Source organism: Comamonas sp. E6, from assembly GCF_001010305.1.
Lineage (GTDB): Bacteria > Pseudomonadota > Gammaproteobacteria > Burkholderiales > Burkholderiaceae_C > Comamonas > Comamonas thiooxydans.
Genome location: NZ_BBXH01000013.1, coordinates 1 through 17,904 on the forward strand (window position 1 = coordinate 1; position 17,904 = coordinate 17,904).

At 63.9% G+C, this 17,904-nt stretch carries 13 protein-coding genes; 2 read left to right on the forward strand and 11 right to left on the reverse strand.

From position 1 onward, the window contains the following. Positions 1-68 precede the first annotated feature (68 nt). The 9 genes from CSE6_RS11965 to CSE6_RS12005 form a co-directional block, all read right to left on the reverse strand. Positions 69-1,043: a nitronate monooxygenase family protein gene (locus CSE6_RS11965; protein ID WP_059440629.1), complete on the reverse strand. Its 975-nt coding sequence runs from the start codon at positions 1,041-1,043 to the stop codon at positions 69-71. A gap of 7 nt (positions 1,044-1,050) precedes the next feature. After that, positions 1,051-2,064, reverse strand: coding sequence for a tripartite tricarboxylate transporter substrate binding protein (locus tag CSE6_RS11970; RefSeq protein WP_059440630.1), 1,014 nt, complete (start codon positions 2,062-2,064; stop codon positions 1,051-1,053). Positions 2,065-2,320: 256 nt separating this feature from the next. Beyond that, positions 2,321-3,337: a tripartite tricarboxylate transporter substrate binding protein gene (locus CSE6_RS11975; protein WP_034356035.1), complete on the reverse strand. Its 1,017-nt coding sequence runs from the start codon at positions 3,335-3,337 to the stop codon at positions 2,321-2,323. 214 nt (positions 3,338-3,551) lie between these two features. After that, positions 3,552-4,799 (reverse strand): CaiB/BaiF CoA-transferase family protein, encoded by a 1,248-nt coding sequence (locus CSE6_RS11980; RefSeq protein WP_059440631.1) that lies wholly within the window; start codon positions 4,797-4,799, stop codon positions 3,552-3,554. A 40-nt stretch (positions 4,800-4,839) separates the two neighbouring features. Beyond that, positions 4,840-5,631 carry an oxepin-CoA hydrolase, alternative type gene (locus CSE6_RS11985; protein ID WP_034405015.1) on the reverse strand — a complete coding sequence of 264 codons (792 nt, stop codon included), beginning with the start codon at positions 5,629-5,631 and terminating at the stop codon, positions 4,840-4,842. 179 nt (positions 5,632-5,810) lie between these two features. Further along, positions 5,811-6,938 (reverse strand): acyl-CoA dehydrogenase family protein, encoded by a 1,128-nt coding sequence (locus tag CSE6_RS11990; protein ID WP_059440632.1) that lies wholly within the window; start codon positions 6,936-6,938, stop codon positions 5,811-5,813. Between the two features lie 139 nt (positions 6,939-7,077). Beyond that, positions 7,078-8,277, reverse strand: a complete 1,200-nt coding sequence (locus CSE6_RS11995) for an acyl-CoA dehydrogenase family protein (RefSeq protein ID WP_034356048.1) — start codon at positions 8,275-8,277, stop codon at positions 7,078-7,080. Between the two features lie 148 nt (positions 8,278-8,425). Next, entirely contained in the window at positions 8,426-9,622 is a 1,197-nt protein-coding gene (locus CSE6_RS12000) for an acetyl-CoA C-acyltransferase (RefSeq protein WP_059440633.1), read from the reverse strand. Positions 9,623-9,882: 260 nt separating this feature from the next. Next, a complete protein-coding gene (locus CSE6_RS12005; protein ID WP_059440634.1) occupies positions 9,883-12,000 on the reverse strand; it encodes a 3-hydroxyacyl-CoA dehydrogenase NAD-binding domain-containing protein in 2,118 nt (705 codons plus the stop codon). 112 nt (positions 12,001-12,112) lie between these two features. Between CSE6_RS12005 and CSE6_RS12010 the strand changes: the two genes are divergently transcribed. Beyond that, entirely contained in the window at positions 12,113-13,030 is a 918-nt protein-coding gene (locus CSE6_RS12010) for a LysR family transcriptional regulator (RefSeq protein WP_034356056.1), read from the forward strand. A 54-nt stretch (positions 13,031-13,084) separates the two neighbouring features. Here the strand turns inward: CSE6_RS12010 and CSE6_RS12015 are convergent, their stop codons facing one another. Next, positions 13,085-14,101, reverse strand: a complete 1,017-nt coding sequence (locus tag CSE6_RS12015; protein ID WP_034392133.1) for an AraC family transcriptional regulator — start codon at positions 14,099-14,101, stop codon at positions 13,085-13,087. Positions 14,102-14,450: 349 nt separating this feature from the next. On the opposite strand from CSE6_RS12015, the gene CSE6_RS12020 reads away from it, so the two are divergent. Then, a complete protein-coding gene (locus tag CSE6_RS12020) occupies positions 14,451-15,293 on the forward strand; it encodes a TauD/TfdA family dioxygenase (protein WP_003062631.1) in 843 nt (280 codons plus the stop codon). Between the two features lie 358 nt (positions 15,294-15,651). Here CSE6_RS12020 and CSE6_RS12025 read toward each other — a convergent pair whose 3' ends face one another. After that, positions 15,652-17,904, reverse strand: a complete 2,253-nt coding sequence (locus tag CSE6_RS12025; RefSeq protein ID WP_059440635.1) for a phage tail protein — start codon at positions 17,902-17,904, stop codon at positions 15,652-15,654.

Sequence of the window (17,904 nt, forward strand, 5' to 3'; positions counted from 1 at the left end):
ACGACACGCTTGACGGGTACAAGGATTTTCATGAGAAAGCTCTTTCCTGGTTTTGAAAAGTGAAAGGCTTAGCGGGCCAGGCCCGCTAGCCGCTCGTTGATCAGTGCATGGGCCTCGCCCATGATGCCGTCGATCAGTTGCCGGACCGTGGGCACATCGTGGATCAGGCCGGCCACCATGCCGCAGGACCAGACGCCCGCGTCCATGTCGCCGTCGTGCATGATGCGCGGATAGACGCCAGCCACTTCGGGCGCAATGTCGGCAAAGGTGATGGCCGCGCCCAGCTCGCGCTCTTTTTGCAGCAGGCGTTCGGTGGCGGAGTTGGTCAGCACGCGCTCGGTGTTGCGCAGCGGGCGCATGACCAGGCGGGTGTCCAGCTCGCTGGCTGCAACGATGGCCTGCTTGACCTTGTCGTGTACGGGTGCCTCTTTCGTGGCGATGAAGCGCGTGCCCATGTTGATGCCTTCGGCGCCCAACGCCAGCGCGGCCACCAGGGAGCGACCGTCGGCCATGCCGCCCGAGGCGACAAAGGGAATCTTCAGTTCTTCGGCAGCGCGCGGCAGCAGGATGAAGTTGGGGATGTCGTCCTCGCCCGGATGGCCGCCGCATTCGAAGCCGTCCACGCTGATGGCATCGCAGCCGATGGCCTCGGCCTTGAGCGCATGGCGCACCGAGGTGCACTTGTGGATGACCTTGATGCCAGCTTCCTTGAGCGCGGGCAGCCATTTCTGCGGGTTGTTGCCGGCCGTCTCGACCACCTTGACGCCGCCTTCGATGATGGCCTTGACATAGCCCGGATAGTCAGGCGGGTTGACCGAAGGCAGAAAGGTCAGGTTGACGCCAAAGGGCTTGTCCGTCATCTCGCGGCAGCGCGCGATCTCGCGCGCCAGCAACTCGGGCGTGCGCTGTGTCAGGCCCGTGATGATGCCCAGTCCTCCGGCATTGGAGACGGCAGCGGCCAGCTCGGCCAGGCCCACATGGTGCATGCCACCCTGGATGATGGGGTGCTCCATGCCAAAGAGTTCGGTGATGCGTGTCTTCATGTAGTTGTCACTCCACTGCAATGCCCTTGTCGCGGATCAGCTGGCCCCAGCGCGTGTAGTCCTGCTGGATGCGCTGGCCCAGCTGGGCGGGATTCTGGAAGGTGGCGATGGCGCCCGCGTGGAGCAGCTTGCTCTGGATGTCCTTGTCGGCCAGTATCTGCTGGACTTCGGAGGCGATGCGGTCAACCACGGCCTTGGGCGTGTCCTTCGGCGCGAGCAGACCACCCCAGGAAACGGCGTCATAGCCCTTGATGCCCTGCTCGGCAATGGTCCTGGTGTCGGGCAGCATGCTCACGCGCTGGGGCGAGCCCACGGCGATGGCACGCAGCTTGCCGGCCTGAATATGAGGCAGCGCAGCCACGAGGTCTGCATACATGATGGGCACCTGGCCGCCGATGGTGTCGGTGATGGCGGGCACGCCGCCCTTGTAGGGCACATGCTGCATGTCGAAGCCGGCCATCTGCTTGAGCAGCTCCATGCTCAGGTGGCCGAAGCTTCCGGCGCCCGAGCTGGTGTAGTTGAGCGCTGATTTCCGGGCCTTGGCGTGGGCAATCAGACTCTTGAGGTCTGTGACATCGGGCAAAAGCGTGGGATTGACCACGATGACGATGGGCAGGTCATAGACCGTGGCCACGGGCGCGAAATCCTTGACGGTGTCGTAGCCGGCCTTCTTGTACAGATGGGGGGCCAGCAGCGTGGGCGTGGCCAGCATCATCAGCGTGTAGCCGTCGGCCGGACTCTTGGCGACCTGCACGGCCGCGATGGAGCCCGAGGCGCCGGGGCGGTTTTCCACCACCACGGTCTGCTTGAGGCGCTCGCCCAGCTTCTGGCCCACGATGCGCGATGCCGTATCGGTAGGGCCACCGGCCGGGAAAGGCACGACCAGGCGCAGCATCTTGGCTGGCCAGTCGGCCTCGGCCAGGGCGCCGCCGGCCATGCCAGCCAGCAGCGGCGCGGCAGCCAGTGCCAGAACGCTGCGCCGGCTGGTGCAGGCCTTAAGTGCGGGATTGCGCTTGTGCATGAAGTCTCCTGTCAAAGCTGTCTCAGCAGTCGTCGGTGGTGGCCCACTGCCGCAGGCCGTAAAAATCAGTCACTCAGTGATCCATGGCGCTGCGCGCCACCCGCAGCCCATGAACCCGGCGCAGCCCAAAGCCAGGGACAGCGAGCAAGGGCCTACGCCGGCCGCGCCGCCCCGCAGCGAGGGTGTCGCCGGCCGCCCGTATGCCCCCTTCAAGGGGGAAGGCGCGGGGCCGCCCAGGCGAAGCGACTCAGGGGGTTCAATCAAGCTTGGCGCCAGCCTGCTCGACCAGTGCTTTCCAGACCGGCATATCGCGCTGGTAGTTGTCGCGGAAAGCCTGGGGACTGTTCATCATGGGTATGAAGCCGGCGCCCGTGATGCGCTCCAGCACCTTGGGGTCCTTGATGATCTCGCGCAGGTGGCCATAGAGCTGGTCCACGACTTCCTTGGACGTGCCGGCAGGCGCGCCCATGGCCACCCAGCCGTAGATCGAATAGGCGTCGTCGGTCACGCCCTGCTCGAAGATGGTCGGCAGCTTGGGCAGGATTTCCATGCGTTCCTTGCCGGTCACGCCGATGGCCTTGAGGCGGCCAGAATCGATGAAAGGTTTGGTGTTGAGCGCGCTGGAAAAGCACAGCTGCAGCTGGCCGCCGATCAGCTCCTGGATCATGGGTGCCTCGCCCTTGTAGGCCGCATGGTTCATGTCGGCATCCATGGTCTTGCTCATATAGGCACCGGCCAGATGGGCGTACGAGCCCACGCCCCAGGAGCCATAGGACAGCTTGCCCTTGTGTGCTTTCACATAGGCCAGCAGCTCCTTCATATTGTTGGCCGGCACCGAAGGATGGACGACCAGCGTTACGGGCGCCGCGGCGATCTGGCTGATCAGCGCGATGTCTTTTTGCGGGTTGTAGGGCAGCTTGGTGTAGAGGAACTGGTTGATCAGCATGGAGGTGCTGAGCGAGACCATCAGCGTGTGGCCGTCGGGCGCGGCCTTGGCCACGGCCTCGGTGCCGAGGATGCCGGCCGCGCCGCCGCGGTTGTCGATGACCACGGGCTGGCCCAGGCGCTTGGCCAGGACCTCGCCGATGGTGCGCGCGATGATGTCGGTGGCGCCGCCCGCGTTGAAGGGCACGACCACGCGAATTGGCTTTGCGGGCCAGGCCGGCTTGCCTGCCTGCGCAAGGGCGCTGCCGGCGCCCGTGGCCAGCAGGCTGCCGCCGCCGATGGCGGCCAGCCCTTGCAGAAGATCGCGGCGTGTGACTTGGATGCTCATGGTTTGTCTCCTATGAAGTCGCTGTCTTTATCTGCCGTCTTGCGCGGCCTTTAATCTTGCTTTTGAGTTATTTATGGCTCTAGAAGATGTCCGCGGCCTGTGAGCCTGACACGGCCCAACAGGGACACCGAGCAAGGGCCGCCCCCGCAGCGAGGGTGTCGTCCCCTCCCGCGAAGCGAGAGAGGGGAAGCCGCACAGCGGCTCAGGGGGTGCTTCATGAAGGCTCCTGGGGCAGCGTGAGAACGCCCTTGGCTTGCAGGTCCTGCAATTGCGCATCATCGAGCGTCAGCAGGCGCTGCAGCACTTCTCGCGTGCCCTCACCCAGCGTGGGCGGTGCATGGCGGATGGGCAGACGCTGTCCGTCCAGGCGGTAGGGCGGCGCGAACACGGGCGTGGTGCCGACCACGGGATGGGGCATGTCGCGCAGCAGGCCGCTGCGGCGCGTGCGCTCGCTGGTCAGGGCCTCGTGCAGGCCGGCAACACGGCCGCAGGGAATGCCTGCAGCCGTCAGGCGCTCCAGCAACTGGTCGCGCGGGAAGCTGCCAATCAGCGTCTTGAGCATGGGCAGCAGCTCCAGCCGGTTCCTGGCCCGGTTGACGTTGGTGGAGAAGCGCTGGTCCTCGACGATGTCAGGGCGCATGATGACTTGACGGCAGAACTTGTCGAACTGACTGTTGTTGCCCACGGCAATGATCAGCGGACCGTCGGCGGCCTCGTACATGCCGTAGGGCACGATGGAGGGGTGGGCATTGCCGTAGCGCTCGGGGTCGTGCCCCAGTTGCAGGGCATCCAGGCCGTAGTAGCCTGTGACCGTGATGCCGCTGTCGTACAGGGCCATCTCTATGAGCCTGCCCTTGCCCGTGCGCTCGCGGCGGAACAAGGCGGCCAGCACTGCCTGGGCTGCATACATGCCGGTGACCAGATCCACCACGGCCACGCCGAATTTGAGCGGCGGCATGCCTGCCTCGCCGTTGAGCGCCATCAGGCCCGCCTCGCCCTGAATCACCAGATCGTAGCCGGGGCGCTTGGCCTCGGGGCCGCTGCTGTCGTAGCCAGCCACGGCGCAGTAGATCAGGTCCGGCTTGATGGCCTTGAGCTGCTCGTAGCCCAGACCCAGCTTCTCGGCGCCGCCGGTCTTGAAGTTGTGGATGAGCACGTCGAACTGAGGCAGCAGTTCATGGAGGATCTTCACGCCCTCGGGCGTTTGCAGATCCAGCGTGATGGACCGCTTGTTGCGGTTCATGCTGTTGTAGTAAGTGGTCTCGGTCTTGCCGATGCGAATGCCCCAGTCACGCGTATCGTCGCCGCGGCCCGGGTGCTCGACCTTGACCACCTCGGCGCCGAAGTCGGCCAGAACCATGCCGCACAGCGGCCCGGCGAAGACGCGGGACAGATCAAGTACTCGCACCCCCTCCAGCGGGAAGTCGATGTCCTGGTTCTGTTCGGTATTGCTGTCGGCCATCTGCCTTTTCTCCTTGGAAAATCTTGGTTTCGTCGAGCGCTCAAGCACGCAGTTTGGTGAAATCGGCGCTGCGCTTTTCAAGAAAGGCTGCAATGCCTTCACGGGACTCCTCGCTCCCCTGCGAGCGCACCATGTGCTGCGCTTCCAGCTCCAGCTGCTGCTCCAGCGTATTGCGCGGCGCCTGCCGGCACAGGTCCTTGATCAAGGCCGTGGCCTGGTCCGGGCCGGTAGCGATCTGGGCGGCCAGCGCGACGGCATCGACCAGAGCCTGGCCGGGCTCGGCCAGGCGGTTGACGGGGCCCAGAGCGTACATGCGTTCGCCGCTGATGCGCTCGCCGGTCAGGCACAGCTCGGTCAAGACCTGCCGCGAGACGAACTCGGCCAGAAAGGCCGTGGCGCCACCGTCGGGCGTCAGACCCACTTTCACATAGGCCACTGAGAACAGGCTGTCGCGGGCGGCCACCAGCATATCGCAGGCCAGGGCCAGCGACAGGCCCGCGCCCGCTGCCGCGCCTTCGACGGCGGCGATGACGGGTTTGGGGCAGTCGCGCACGGCACGAATCAGATCGTGCAGGCCTTCGAGCTTTTCTCGGCGCTGCTCCACGGGCAGTTCGCGGCGCCTGGCCAGTTGGCGCAGATCGCCACCGGCGCAGAAATGGCCGCCCTCGCCCGTGAGCACGACCGCGCCCACACTGGCGTCAGCCGCAGCATCCGCCAGCGCGGTCGTGACGGCCGCGTAGAACGCGGGCGACAACGCATTGCGCGCAGCCGGGTTGTTGTTGCTCAGCACCAGTACGGCACCTTCGCGGCGGGTCAGCAGGACTTCACTCATCTTCGTTCTCCAGTTTTAGGCAGCACTTACCGCCTGTAGCCGCCCCCCTCCGCCAGGGACAGCCAGCAAGGGCCTACGCCGGCCGCGCCGCCCCGCAGCGAGGCTGTCGTCCCCCTCCCCTAGCGCGCAGCGCGTAGAGAGAGGGGGAAGGCGCGAAGCGACTCAGGGGGTAGCTCATTTCAGCCCAAGGCCATGAAACGCGCCAGGTGATGGTCCTCGTCACCAAACTGGTGGTCGATCATGACCAGTCGCTTGGCGTAATGCGACAGCGGCAGCTCCCAGGTCATGCCGATGCCGCCATGCATCTGTATGCTTTCCTCGGCCACCAGGGTCCCCACGGAGCCCACGGTGTACTTGGCGGCTGACAGCATCTTCTCGCGCTCCGTGCCCTGGGCGTTGTCGATGGCATCGGCCGCATTGATGACGGTGGAGCGCACCTGCTCCACCTCCAGCAACAGATCGGCCATGCGGTGCTGCAGCGCCTGGAAGCTGCCGATGACGACGCCGAACTGCTTGCGCGTCTGCAGATACTCCAGCGTGTTCTGCTTGGCCACATCCATGGCGCCCAGGGCCTCGGCAGCCAGCGCCAGCAAGGCAAAGCCCTGCACATGCTCTAGCACGGCATGGCCCCGGCCCTCGGCACCCAGCAGCGCATCCTCTGCCAGCTGCACGTTTTCGAAAGTCAGCTCGGCGGCACGGCCGCCTTCCATACGGCTGTAGCCACGCTTGACGATGCCGGCGGCGTTGCCGTCGACCAGGAACAGGCTGATGCCGGCAGTATCGAACATGCCGCCTGCAGTGCGCGCCGACACCAGCAGCAGACCGGCCTTTTCGCCAAAGGCCACCACGCTCTTGGCGCCGTTGAGCACCCAGCCCGTGGCGGTCCTGGCCGCCGTGGCCGTGACCTTGTTGAGCTCGTAGTGACTGCCCGGTTCGTCGTGCGCCAGGGCAGCGATCACGCCGCCGGCGATGATGTCCTCCAGTTGGCGCTTCTGCGCTTCGGTGCCGGCCGCAATCAGGGCCTGGCCCACGACCAGCGCCCCCAGCAAGGGCTCGGCCACCAGGCCACGGCCCAGCGACTCGAACACCACGCTGATGTCAAAGCCCGATCCGCCAAAGCCGCCCTCCTCTTCGGGGAACAGCGCGCCGATCGCGCCCAGCTCGGCAAATTGCGCATACAGCGCGGGGCTGTGACCTTCTGCACCATAGGCCAAATGGTTGCGCTGTTCGATACCGTACTGCTCGGCCACAAAGCGGTTCAGGCTGTCCGCCAGCATGCGGCGGTCTTCGGTGTGTGTGAAGTTCATGACAAATTCTTTCTACCCAATCGAACGAATCGGTGTCGCATGCCACCGCCCGGTTCGCCAGGGACGCCCAGCAAGGGCCGCCCCGCAGCAAGGGTGTCGTCCCCCCGGGGGGAAGGCGCGCAGCGACTCAGGGGGGATTTCACAAGCCCAGAATCATCTTGGAGATGATGTTTTTCTGGATTTCGTTGGAGCCACCGAAGATCGACAGCTTGCGGTAGTTGAAGTAGTTGGCCGAGGCCGTGGCGGCTTCGTCGATGCCGCCCACGGGCGCCTGGTCATGGCCTTCGTACTGGGCCTCGTCGATATAGGGCACGGCATACACGCCCATGGCGCGGCGGATCAGCGACAGGATCTCCTGGCGGATCTCGGTGCCGCGAATCTTCAGCATGGAGCTTTCGGCACCGGGCACGCCGCCACCGGCCACGGCGGCAATCACGCGCAGATTGGTGGTCTTCATGTTCTCCAGGTCGATCTCGACGCGCGCCATGCGGGCCGCGAACAGCGGGTCCTGGCTCAGCGGCTGACCGTTCTTGTGCACCTTGGCGGCGATGACCTTGAGCTTGGCCAGAGCCGAGATACAAAAGCCCACGCCAGCAATGCCGGTGCGCTCGTAGGTCAGCAGATACTTGGCATAGGTCCAGCCCCGGTTTTCCTCGCCCACCAGATTCTCGACAGGCACCTTCACATCGGTGAAGAAGACTTCGTTGACTTCCTTGTCGCCGTCCAGCGTGCGGATGGGGCGCAGCTCCACGCCGGGACTGTTCATGTCCACCAGCAAAAAGCTGATGCCGGCCTGGGCCTTGGCCTCGCGGTTGGTGCGCACCAGGCAGAAGATCATATTGGCGTGCTGGCCCTGGGTGGTCCAGGTCTTCTGGCCGTTGACGATGTAGAAGTCTCCATCGCGCACGGCCGTGGTCTTCACCGAGGCCAGATCGGAGCCCGCGCCGGGCTCGGAATAGCCCTGACACCACCAGTCCTGCCCGCTCAGAATGCGCGGCAGCCAGTACTTCTTTTGCTGCTCGTTGCCGTACTTGATCAGCACCGGCCCCAGCATGTTCACGCCAAAAGGCACGATGCGCGGGCCACCGGCCAGGGCGCATTCGGTGTCGAAGATGAACTTCTCGACCGCCCCCCAGCCCGGGCCGCCATGCTCCTGGGGCCAGTGATTCGCATACCAGCCGCGCTCATTGAGAATGGCATGCCATTCATCCTGATCAGCCTTGCTCAGGCGCTGGCCGGCCTTGACCTTGGCCGAAATATGCTTGGGCAGCTTTTCCTTGAGAAAACTCTGCACCTCGGCGCGAAACGCCTCTTCCTGGGGGGTGAATTGCAAATCCATTGCTATTTCCTGGTAATCCATGACGCTGCTTCTGGCGCCTTTAATCTTCAAACTGGCATGCTCTTGCGCCAGAGGCTGCAAGCAAGGGCCGCCCCGCAGCAATGCAGCCGTCCCCCCTTGGGGGAAGACGCGCAGCGGCTCAGGGGGATCAAAAGATCTCGAACAGGCCAGCAGCGCCCATGCCGCCGGCGATGCACATGGTCACCACGCCGTACTTGACCTTGGGGTTGCGGGCCTTGCGGCGCTGACCTTCGAGCAGGATGTGGCCAGTCAGGCGTGCACCCGTCATGCCGAAGGGGTGGCCGATGGCAATCGCGCCGCCGTTGACATTGAGGCGCTCGTTGGGAATGCCCAGCTGACGCTGGCAATACAGGGCCTGCGAGGCAAAGGCTTCGTTCAGCTCCCACAGGTCGATGTCATCCACCGTGAGGCCGTGGCGCTTGAGCAGCTTGGGCACGGCAAACACGGGGCCTATGCCCATCTCGTCAGGCTCGCAGCCGGCCACGGCAAAGCCGCGGAAAGCGCCCAGGGGCTTGAGGCCCAGACGCTCTGCCAGCCTGGCTTCCATCACCACGCAGGCGCTGGAGCCGTCGGACAGCTGCGAGGCATTGCCAGCCGTGATGAAGTTGCCTGGACCCTTCACAGGCTCCAGCTTGGCCAGCCCCTCCAGCGTGGTGCTGGCGCGGTTGCAGTTGTCCTGCGTGGCCACCACGTCGCGGTAGGTGACTTCGCCGGTTTCCTTGTTCTTCTCCATCATGCGTGTGGAGCAGACAATGATCTCGTCCTTGAACAGATCGGCGGCCTGGGCCGCAGCCGTGCGCTGCTGGCTTTGCAGCGAGAACGCATCCTGGTCTTCCCGCGTGATGCCGTAGCGCTTGGCCACCACATCGGCGGTGTCGATCATGGCCATGTAGAGTTCGGGCTTGTGCTCCACCAGCCAGGGGTCCATGTCGGTGGGCAGATTGTTGCCGGCGCGGATGCCGGAGATGGTTTCGATACCGCCGGCCAGCATCACGTCCACGCCTTCGGCCACGACGCGCCCCGCCGCGATGGCGATGGATTGCAGACCCGAGGCGCAAAAACGCGTGATGGTGGTGCCGGCGATCGACAGCGGCAGCCCGGCGCGCAACACGGTCTGGCGACCCAGATTGCGCCCCTGGAAACCGTCGGGGTTGCCGCAGCCCAGAATCAGGTCCTCGATCATTTCGGGATCGACACCCGAGCGCTCCACCGCCGCCTTGACGGAGAAAGCAGCCAGCTGGGCGGCAGGAGTGATGTTGAACTCGCCACGATGCGACTTGGTCAGCGGTGTGCGGGCGGTGGAAACGATAACGGCTTCACGCATGGTGCTTGTCTCTGTGAATGTTGAAAACTATTTTTGATAGCTTTTATCGCTTGCCATTCATTGATTTCAGATTCTTTTCATACTGAAACCCATACAAATAAAGCGCTAGCAGCTACTTTTTTAAATTAACCGGGCGATAAAAACTGGCGCACTCCAAGCGCGAGACGCCGAGCAAGAGCCGCCTCGCGGCGGGGCCGCCCAGGCGATGGCGTCGTCCCCTCCCGAAGAGAGAGGGGAAGCCGCGCAGCGGCTCAGGGGTGTTACTTGTTCAGGCTTTCGAAGTTGCGCCCCTCGGCCACCAGCTTCTGCAGCAGCGGCGCAGGCTTCCAGAACAGCGCGTCTTCCTTGGCAAAGGCTTCGATATCGGCCAGCACCTTGGGAAGGCCCTGCATATCGGCCCATTTCATGGGGCCGCCGCGGTGGCGCGGAAAGCCGTAGCCGGAGATAAAGGTCACGTCCACATCCAGCGGGCGCAGCGCAATGCCCTCGCCCACCACCTTGGCGCCTTCGTTGACCATGGCGGCCATGTAGCGGCGCATGATTTCCTCGGCCGTGAACGAGCGCGCTGTCACGCCCTTCTTGGCGCGCTCGGCATCCACAATCGCCAGCACTTCGGGGTCGGGCTGACCGATGCGCGCGCCTTGCGGATAGAGGTAGAAGCCGCGTCCCGTCTTCTGGCCGAACCAGCCGTTTTCACAGATGCGGTCGGCAATCTCCACATAACGGGCCTTGGGGTCGCGCGTGGCAGCACGGCGCTTGCGTGTGGCCCAGCCGATATCGCCACCGGCCAGGTCGGTGACCTGGAAGGGCCCCATGGCAAAGCCAAAGCCGCGCACGGCTTCGTCGATCTCGTAGGGACTGGCACCGTCTTCCATCAGGTAGTCGGCGGCCTGCTTGTAGGTGGCCAGAATGCGGTTGCCGATAAAGCCGTCGCAGACGCCGGCGCGCACCGGCACCTTCTTCATCTTCTTGGCCAGCTCGAAGGCCGTGGTCACCACATCGGGCGCCACCTTGGCTGGCACGACGATCTCCAGCAGCTTCATGATGTTGGCCGGGCTGAAGAAGTGCAGACCGATCACATCCTGCGGGCGGCTGGTGACGGCGGCAATCGCATCGATGTCCAGATACGATGTGTTGGTGGCCAGCACGGCGCCGCTCTTGCAGACGCGGTCCAGCTCCTTGAACACCGCCTTCTTGACCTCCAGGTCTTCGAAGACCGCCTCGATCACCAGATCCACATCGGCAATGTCGTCATAGCGGGTCGAAGGCGTATAGCGCGCAAGAATAGCGGCCTTGGCCTCCTCGCTCATGCGGCCCTTGGCGATCAGGCCGTTGTAGACCTTCTCCACGTTGGCCTGGCCGCGTGCGATGGATTCGGCATCGCGCTCGATCATGGTCACGACGAGGCCGGCATCCAGCGCCGAGACGGTGATGCCCGCGCCCATGGTGCCGCCGCCGATGATGGCGATCTTGTTGAAGGCGCGCGGCTGGGCGGCACGGGCTTCGGGAATCTTGGCTGTCTCGCGCTCGGCAAAGAAGGCGTGGATCAGGCCGGCGCGCTGCGGGCTGTCGATGCAGGCCAGAAACTGGGCACGCTCGAACTTCAGGCCTTCGGCAAAAGGCAGATCCAGCGCGGCCTGCACGCAATCGATGATCTTCAGCGGCGAGAACAGGCCGCGCGACTTCTTGGTCGTGTCCGCACGCAGCGCATCGAGTTCCGCCTGGGCGGGAGCCTTGTCGGCCAGGCGTCCTGGCGTGGCGCTGACGGGACGCAGGGGCGCGCCCTGCGCCAGCAGTTCACGCGCATAGGCCAGGCCCGCGGCTACGGGGTCCGAGCCCTCTTCCAGCTTGTCCACCAGACCGGCGGCTAGTCCGGCTTTGGCGCCGATCTGCTGGCCGCTGAGCATCAGCTCGGTCGCGGCCTTGACGCCCATCAGGCGCGGAGCACGCTGCGTGCCGCCGGCGCCGGGCACCAGGCCCAGGGAGACTTCAGGCAGGCCCAGCTTTGCGCCAGGCAGCGCCAGGCGGTAATGCGCCGACATGGCGATCTCCAGACCGCCACCCAGTGCCGCGCCATGAATCACGGCCACCACGGGCTTGCTGCAGGCCTCGATACGGTTGCAGACATCGGGCAGGAAAGGCTGGACCGGAGGCTTGCCGAATTCGCGGATATCGGCACCGGCGATGAAAGCCTTGCCCTGACCCACGATGACCACGGCCTTGACTGCGGCACTGGCATCGGCCTGTTCCATGGCCGCCATCAGACCCTGGCGCACGGCAGCGCCCAGCGCATTGACGGGCGGATTGTTGACGCTGACGAGCAGGACGTCACCGTCTTGCCTGAGTTCGACGACAGAGGTGCTGGCTTGGGCGGTCATGCGAGTCTCCTGAATCTCTTTATGGAATGGGCTTTATTTTTACGACGACAATGTTTTCTAACAATCCCATGAATCATTGACAGACTGTCAAAGGAAATTGGACAAACACGCCATGGACTCGCAATCGCTGACCCTGCTGGTCGAAATCATTGATAGCGGCAACCTCAGCCAGGCTGCGCGCAAGCTCAAGATGACGCGCGCCAATGTGAGCTATCACCTGACCCAGCTGGAAAAGGCAGCGGGCGTGCAACTGGTCAAGCGCACCACGCGCCGCGTGGAGCCCACAGAGATCGGCATGCGCCTGTACGAGCACGGGCGCAACATCCACAACGAAATGCTGGCCGCACGCGAGGCCATCACGGCGCTGGGCCAGAGCCTGCAGGGCCGCGTGGGCATCAGCGTGCCCAGCGGCTACGGCCAGATCGTGATGAGCGAATGGCTGATCGAGTTCAAGCGCCTGTACCCGGGCATCGTGCTCGACGTGCTGTTCGAAAACCGGGCCGACAATCTGCGCGACGATGTGGACATCATCGTGCGCGTGATCCAGGAGCCGCCCCTGTCCCTGGTGGCGCGCAGCCTGGGCACGGTGCGCTACCTGGCCTGCGCCTCACGCGAATATGCGCAGACCCACGGCCTGCCCAAAACCCTGCATGCCCTGCGCGCCAGCCCGCTGATCACCGCCGGAGTCACGGGGCGGCAATTGCGCCTGGCCGCCTATCTGGGCACCGAGCGCCACGAAGTGATGCTGGAGCCCACCATGATCTCCGAGCATTTCCCGTTTCTGCGCGACGGCATCCTGGCCGGCCTGGGGGTAGGCCTGGTGCCCGACTATGTGGTGCAGGACAAGCTGGCCACGGGCGAGGTGCTGAGCACGCTGGACGAGTACCGGCTCAGCATTTTCGGCACCCATATGTATCTGCTCTACCTGCCCAACCGGCATCAGACCAAGGCCGTGCGCACCTGCATCGATTTTCTGCTGGCCAAGGCCCAGCCCGAGGCAACCCGGCTGGCCGCGATGCCCCAGCCCTGAGCCGCAACGCAAAACGCCAGCGACCAGGCTGGCGTTTTCATTCGGACAGAGGCCTCAGGACAGGCTGCGGTTCAGATTCTGCTGTCGCCAGCTGCTGGGGCTTTGCTGAAAATGCTTGCTGAACCAGCGCGTGAACGAGCTGTTCTCGGCAAAGCCTGCCTGAGCGGCCGCTTCACTCACCGACAGCTGCGGATTTTGCAGCGCACGCAGCGCGGCCTGGCTGCGCACGGCGTCCAGCGTTTCCTGAAAGCTGGTGTTCTGGGTTTCGAGGTGCCGCTGCAGCGAACGGGCCGTATAGCCAAGCGCGCCGGCCACATGGGCAATGCTGTGGCGCCCATGTGGCAGCAACGACTGCAAGGTGCTGCGCACCTGCTGCTCCAGCGATCTGGTCGTGGGCCGCGGCGCATGGCTCTCCATCAGGCTGCGGGCGTGGCTCTCCATGAGGCTGTCATGATCGGCATCGATGGCCTCCAGATCCTCGTTGCTCACCACGATGCCATCGAAGTCAGAGCCGAACACGATCTCGCTGCCCAGCACGCGGCGATGGCTCATGGTGCTGCCTGGCGAGCTGTGCGAGAAGTGGATGCTGGCCGGGCTCCAGCCCCTGCCCAGCTGATATCGGCACAGACTCATCAGCGCCGTGATGCCCAGCTCGACCGGGTGGCGCCCCGGGTTCTCGCGCTCGGTATCCAGGTTCAGCTGGATGATGGAATAGCGCCCCTGGGTCACCACCTCCGTGCCCACGGTGGTGCTGATCATGTGGTCATAGTCCTTGAAGGTCTTGAGCATGCTGGAGAGGCTGGCCTGGTGCTGCAGCAGCAGGCTGATCGGCCCGAAGTCGGACAGACGCCAATGCGAGCCCATGAGCAGGCCCAGCGAGGCATGCCCTGCCTGGGCGGACGAAACCTCAAGCAACTGCGCAAACGCAGCTTCGGGAACCATGAGGTCGGGAGAATTCAGGCAGCTGTGGTCCAGCCCCACCTGGCGGAACATGCGCAGCGGGTCGATGCCGAGCTCATTCGCCACCTTGGCGTATTTGCACAGGCTCACACTTCGGATACGGGGCTTCATCGTGACCAGGAAAACGGTTGACCCGGGTACTGCGCAACAGGCCCGGATTTCATGGATGGACACAGGCCTTATGGGCAACCTGCGTTTCGGGTGTTGATGTTTATCAATATCACAACAAGCAGTCAATCAATGGATACCAGTAGATCACGACAGATATGACAGTTCGGCGCGCAGATGCGTCCACTTCAAGACACCTCAGGCCCGGCCCTAGGGTTTTCCTTGCACACACCCAAGAGGGCAACAAGCTGACGTGATCGGTCAAGCCCTGCGGCCGTTGCTGCGCCGAGAATTTTTCCATCAGACGGCGGCGTCCTGCATCAAGGCCTTGCCGGGTACTTAGGAGAAGACCATGAAAGTCGAACAACTGACCTGCAGCATCGGCGCTGAGGTTTCCGACATCCACCTCGGCGATGCGTCCCGCGACAAGGGCCTGGCCGAGGAAATTCGCGCCCTGCTGCTCCAGCACAAAGTGCTGTTCTTCCGCGACCAGGACATCACGCGTGCCGAGCACGTGGGCTTTGCCCGCCACTTCGGCGATCTGGAGGATCACCCCGTGGCCGGCAGCGACCCCGACCACCCCGGTCTGGTGCAGATCTACCGCAGCGAAAAGCGCGAAAACTACGAGAACACCTATCACACCGACGGTCAGTGGCGCGAGAACCCGACCATGGGCTGCGTGCTGCGCTGCATCGAAGGCCCTGCCGTCGGTGGCGACACCATCTGGGTCAATATGGCCGAGGCCTACCGCAATCTGCCCGAGGACATCAAGAAAAAGATTGACGGCCTCAAGGCCAAGTCCAGCATCGAGCACGGCTTCGGCGCCGTCATGCCCGAAGAAAAGCGTCTGGAGCTGGGCCGCCAGCATCCCCCGGTCGAACATCCCGTCGTGCGCACCCACCCCGAAACCGGCGAGAAAATTCTCTACGTCTGCAGCTTCACCACCCACTTTGCCAACTACCACACGCCCGAGAACGTGCGCTATGGCCAGGACAAGACGCCCGGTGCCAGCATGCTGCTGAACTATCTGATCAGTCAGGCGGCCATCCCCGAGTACCAGGTGCGCTTTCGCTGGAAGCCCGGCAGCGTCGCCATGTGGGACAACCGCTGCACCCAGCATTACGCCGTGCAGGATTACTGGCCCGCCGCGCGCAAGATGGAGCGCGCTGCCATCATCGGCGACAAGCCTTTTTGAGCGAGCTATCCGAGCCGCTTTTCTGCCCCGCTTTTTCTGACCAGCTATTGCCAGCTACCTGCGCCGCATGCCGGCGCCGGAACACGATGCATCGCACCAGCACTGCGCAAAAACAATAGCTGGCATCGCTTGACTGTCATCGAAGATAAATTCATAGCTGCCTGAAACGCTTTTAAATCAAGCGCAGGCAGCTATTATTTTTTCTATCATCACCTCCTGCATGAATGTGCGCCTGATGAAGCGCGGCGCGATATTTGAAGCCGCAGCGATGAGATAAACGCTCTGAAGTGTACTTTTGCAGAGCTAAAAGGAATTGCGCGGTACGAAATCCAGACTCAAGACGTGTTTGGAGAGGAGATCACAGCCGGACTTCCAAAGTGTCACCCTCAATGGAAATAGGTGCACCTGCAGTTACAGGCAGGAGTGACACTGCCAGCTGCGTTCCGGCCGGATACGGCGGCAGGAGCAGTTCACGGCCGAGGACGGTGATGTGGCCAGCGACGGGGACTTGCTGGCTGGGCCCGCCGTTCACAGAGACTCGCAGATCGGCGCCATGAGCTGCTTCCAGATCCCAGGCCAGGCGCGTCCCACCATCGGGCAGCGGTGCGGCCGACAGATTGAAGGCCCTGGCCACGCGGCGCTCGCCGCTGGCCACCTCGGGCACCACACCCAGGCCCCACTCCAGCGGGTAGTACTGTTCATATTCATCACGGACCTTTATGCGCACGCGCCTGGAGCTGCTGGGCTCCATGCTGATGATGCGCACGCGTTTACCGGGCGTCTGCTGCGGACCGCCCAGGAATGTCCAGTCCTCAGGGGCTGTGTCCTCCCACGCTTCAGAAGCCTGTGGATTCGGCGTGCCGGCGTCTAGCCAGCCTGGCGCGGCCGAAGCGGGCCAGTTGCCCACCAGGGTAAGCCGGCGCGTGCGGCCGACAGGCTTGGCGCAGCGCACGCTGAAAGGGTCACCGCCTGGCGGTGTGACCATCAGATAGAAGTCATTGCCGTCTGGCAGCTCCACCTCGGCCGACAAATCCACCCAAGCCACGCGGGTGCCGGTCAGGCCCAGGCCGACCAGGCGGCCGCTGAAAGCCCAGCGGGTCAGGTCGTGGCCGAGCTGGATGATGTCGCCTGTGGCCACGGTCAGCCCCATGAGGGAACTCTCCCAGGTGATCGTGCGGCGGTGGTAGTGCTTAGAGGCAGCCAAAAGATTGACCAGGCGCTGGGCCTGGGCCTTGGGCATGCTGTATGTGGCCTGGTTGACCTGTTGATTCACCGGGAGGGTGACACCAGGCACCTTGGCATAGACCGTGTCAGCCTCGTAATCGTTATCGGCCTGGCTGTATGAGAGTCCAAACTCGTCGACCGTGTCGTCGGTGATGTAGGCGATCTTGAACGTGCCCGCGATGATGTTGCTCGCACCGAAAGCGGCAATCCAGGGCTGGCCAGCAGCCTCCCACCAGACGGAAAGCTTGCCTGGCGCCCAGGTTTTCCGGGCCCGGCCGGCTGCAGCGATGTCATCGAGCACAGTGCCAGCGCTGCGCGCGCCGCTCAGGAGCATGCGGCAGGTCAGTTGGGCTGCGGCGCAGTACTGCCCCCAGGCAATCAACGTGCCGTAGTCGATGCGGGCATTGGGCAGGCCGGCGCCGAAGAGGCGTTCACCATTGCTAGCTGACGGCTCATCCAACCAGCCAGCCTGGCCCAGGTGGGCCGGTGCAGCGGTGGGGTTGAGGAACCCGCCGCGCGAGAAGTAGAGGAACAGCCAGGCAGGATTCGTGCTGAATGTCCACTGCCAGGCACCGGCACCGACTGCCGGCATGGAGCCATCCCAGGGAGCCGACGAATTCCAGACCCAGCATTTATGGCGCAGCAGGGCCGAGTAGCGGTCGATTCGGCCATTGAGCTGCCCAGTCGCCTTGACCATCATTCCCCGACGCAACTGCGCTGGGTACAGAGCATCGGTATCGCGGAAGATCTTGAGGCGTGTCCATTCGATCTCGGCCACATTGTTGGCATCGGTGTACTCAGGGGTGACACGTCGCACGCGGAACTTGGCAGCAGCCTGGGGGAGCATGGCCGAAAACGTCTCACGCAGCGGCCGAGTGCTGCCATTGCTGAGAGTCATGGGAGAAAACGGCATCGGTTGCCAGGCGCCCGATCCTGGCAGTTGATACTCAGCCACCACCTGGCAGGTCAGATTCTCGAAGCCGCCGCTTGCTTGCCGCAGCAGACGACCCGAAATATCCATCTGTATGAATCTGCCAGCGACAGAGCCTCGGCGTTCTATCCAGCCGTCATTCTCGACATTTGCCCGCTGTTCCAGGGCGCCGCCATCGACGGTCTGCACGTTGCCAGGGTAGATATCCGTCGGCCAGCCAGCGCTTGCGTAACCACGCAGCACTGTGCGGTCGGCCTGGCCAGGCGGAGTTGCACTGCTGTGCAGCTCGATGGCGTTGTACTGGCTGACAGCGTTGGCACCGATGCGTTCGTCGCTGATGGCCAGGTCGCCAAACCCATAATTGAAGACACTCGTGACACGCTCCGTGTTGTAGATGATGGTGTAGCCATAGCGCACCAGGACTGGCAGCGGCGTGCCCAAAGGATTCCAAGCCAT

Excerpts from the sequence above, each read along its gene's own strand:
- CSE6_RS11970 (WP_059440630.1), bottom strand. The coding sequence starts at position 2,064 with ATGCACAAGCGCAATCCCGCACTTAAGGCCTGCACCAGCCGGCGCAGC.
- CSE6_RS12015 (WP_034392133.1), bottom strand. The coding sequence starts at position 14,101 with ATGAAGCCCCGTATCCGAAGTGTGAGCCTGTGCAAATACGCCAAGGTG.
- CSE6_RS11980 (WP_059440631.1), bottom strand. The coding sequence starts at position 4,799 with ATGGCCGACAGCAATACCGAACAGAACCAGGACATCGACTTCCCGCTG.
- CSE6_RS12005 (WP_059440634.1), bottom strand. The coding sequence starts at position 12,000 with ATGACCGCCCAAGCCAGCACCTCTGTCGTCGAACTCAGGCAAGACGGT.
- CSE6_RS11990 (WP_059440632.1), bottom strand. The coding sequence starts at position 6,938 with ATGAACTTCACACACACCGAAGACCGCCGCATGCTGGCGGACAGCCTG.
- CSE6_RS11975 (WP_034356035.1), bottom strand. The coding sequence starts at position 3,337 with ATGAGCATCCAAGTCACACGCCGCGATCTTCTGCAAGGGCTGGCCGCC.
- CSE6_RS11985 (WP_034405015.1), bottom strand. The coding sequence starts at position 5,631 with ATGAGTGAAGTCCTGCTGACCCGCCGCGAAGGTGCCGTACTGGTGCTG.
- CSE6_RS12000 (WP_059440633.1), bottom strand. The coding sequence starts at position 9,622 with ATGCGTGAAGCCGTTATCGTTTCCACCGCCCGCACACCGCTGACCAAG.
- CSE6_RS11965 (WP_059440629.1), bottom strand. The coding sequence starts at position 1,043 with ATGAAGACACGCATCACCGAACTCTTTGGCATGGAGCACCCCATCATC.
- CSE6_RS12010 (WP_034356056.1), top strand. The coding sequence starts at position 12,113 with ATGGACTCGCAATCGCTGACCCTGCTGGTCGAAATCATTGATAGCGGC.
- CSE6_RS11995 (WP_034356048.1), bottom strand. The coding sequence starts at position 8,277 with ATGGATTTGCAATTCACCCCCCAGGAAGAGGCGTTTCGCGCCGAGGTG.
- CSE6_RS12020 (WP_003062631.1), top strand. The coding sequence starts at position 14,451 with ATGAAAGTCGAACAACTGACCTGCAGCATCGGCGCTGAGGTTTCCGAC.
- CSE6_RS12025 (WP_059440635.1), bottom strand. The coding sequence starts at position 17,904 with ATGGCTTGGAATCCTTTGGGCACGCCGCTGCCAGTCCTGGTGCGCTAT.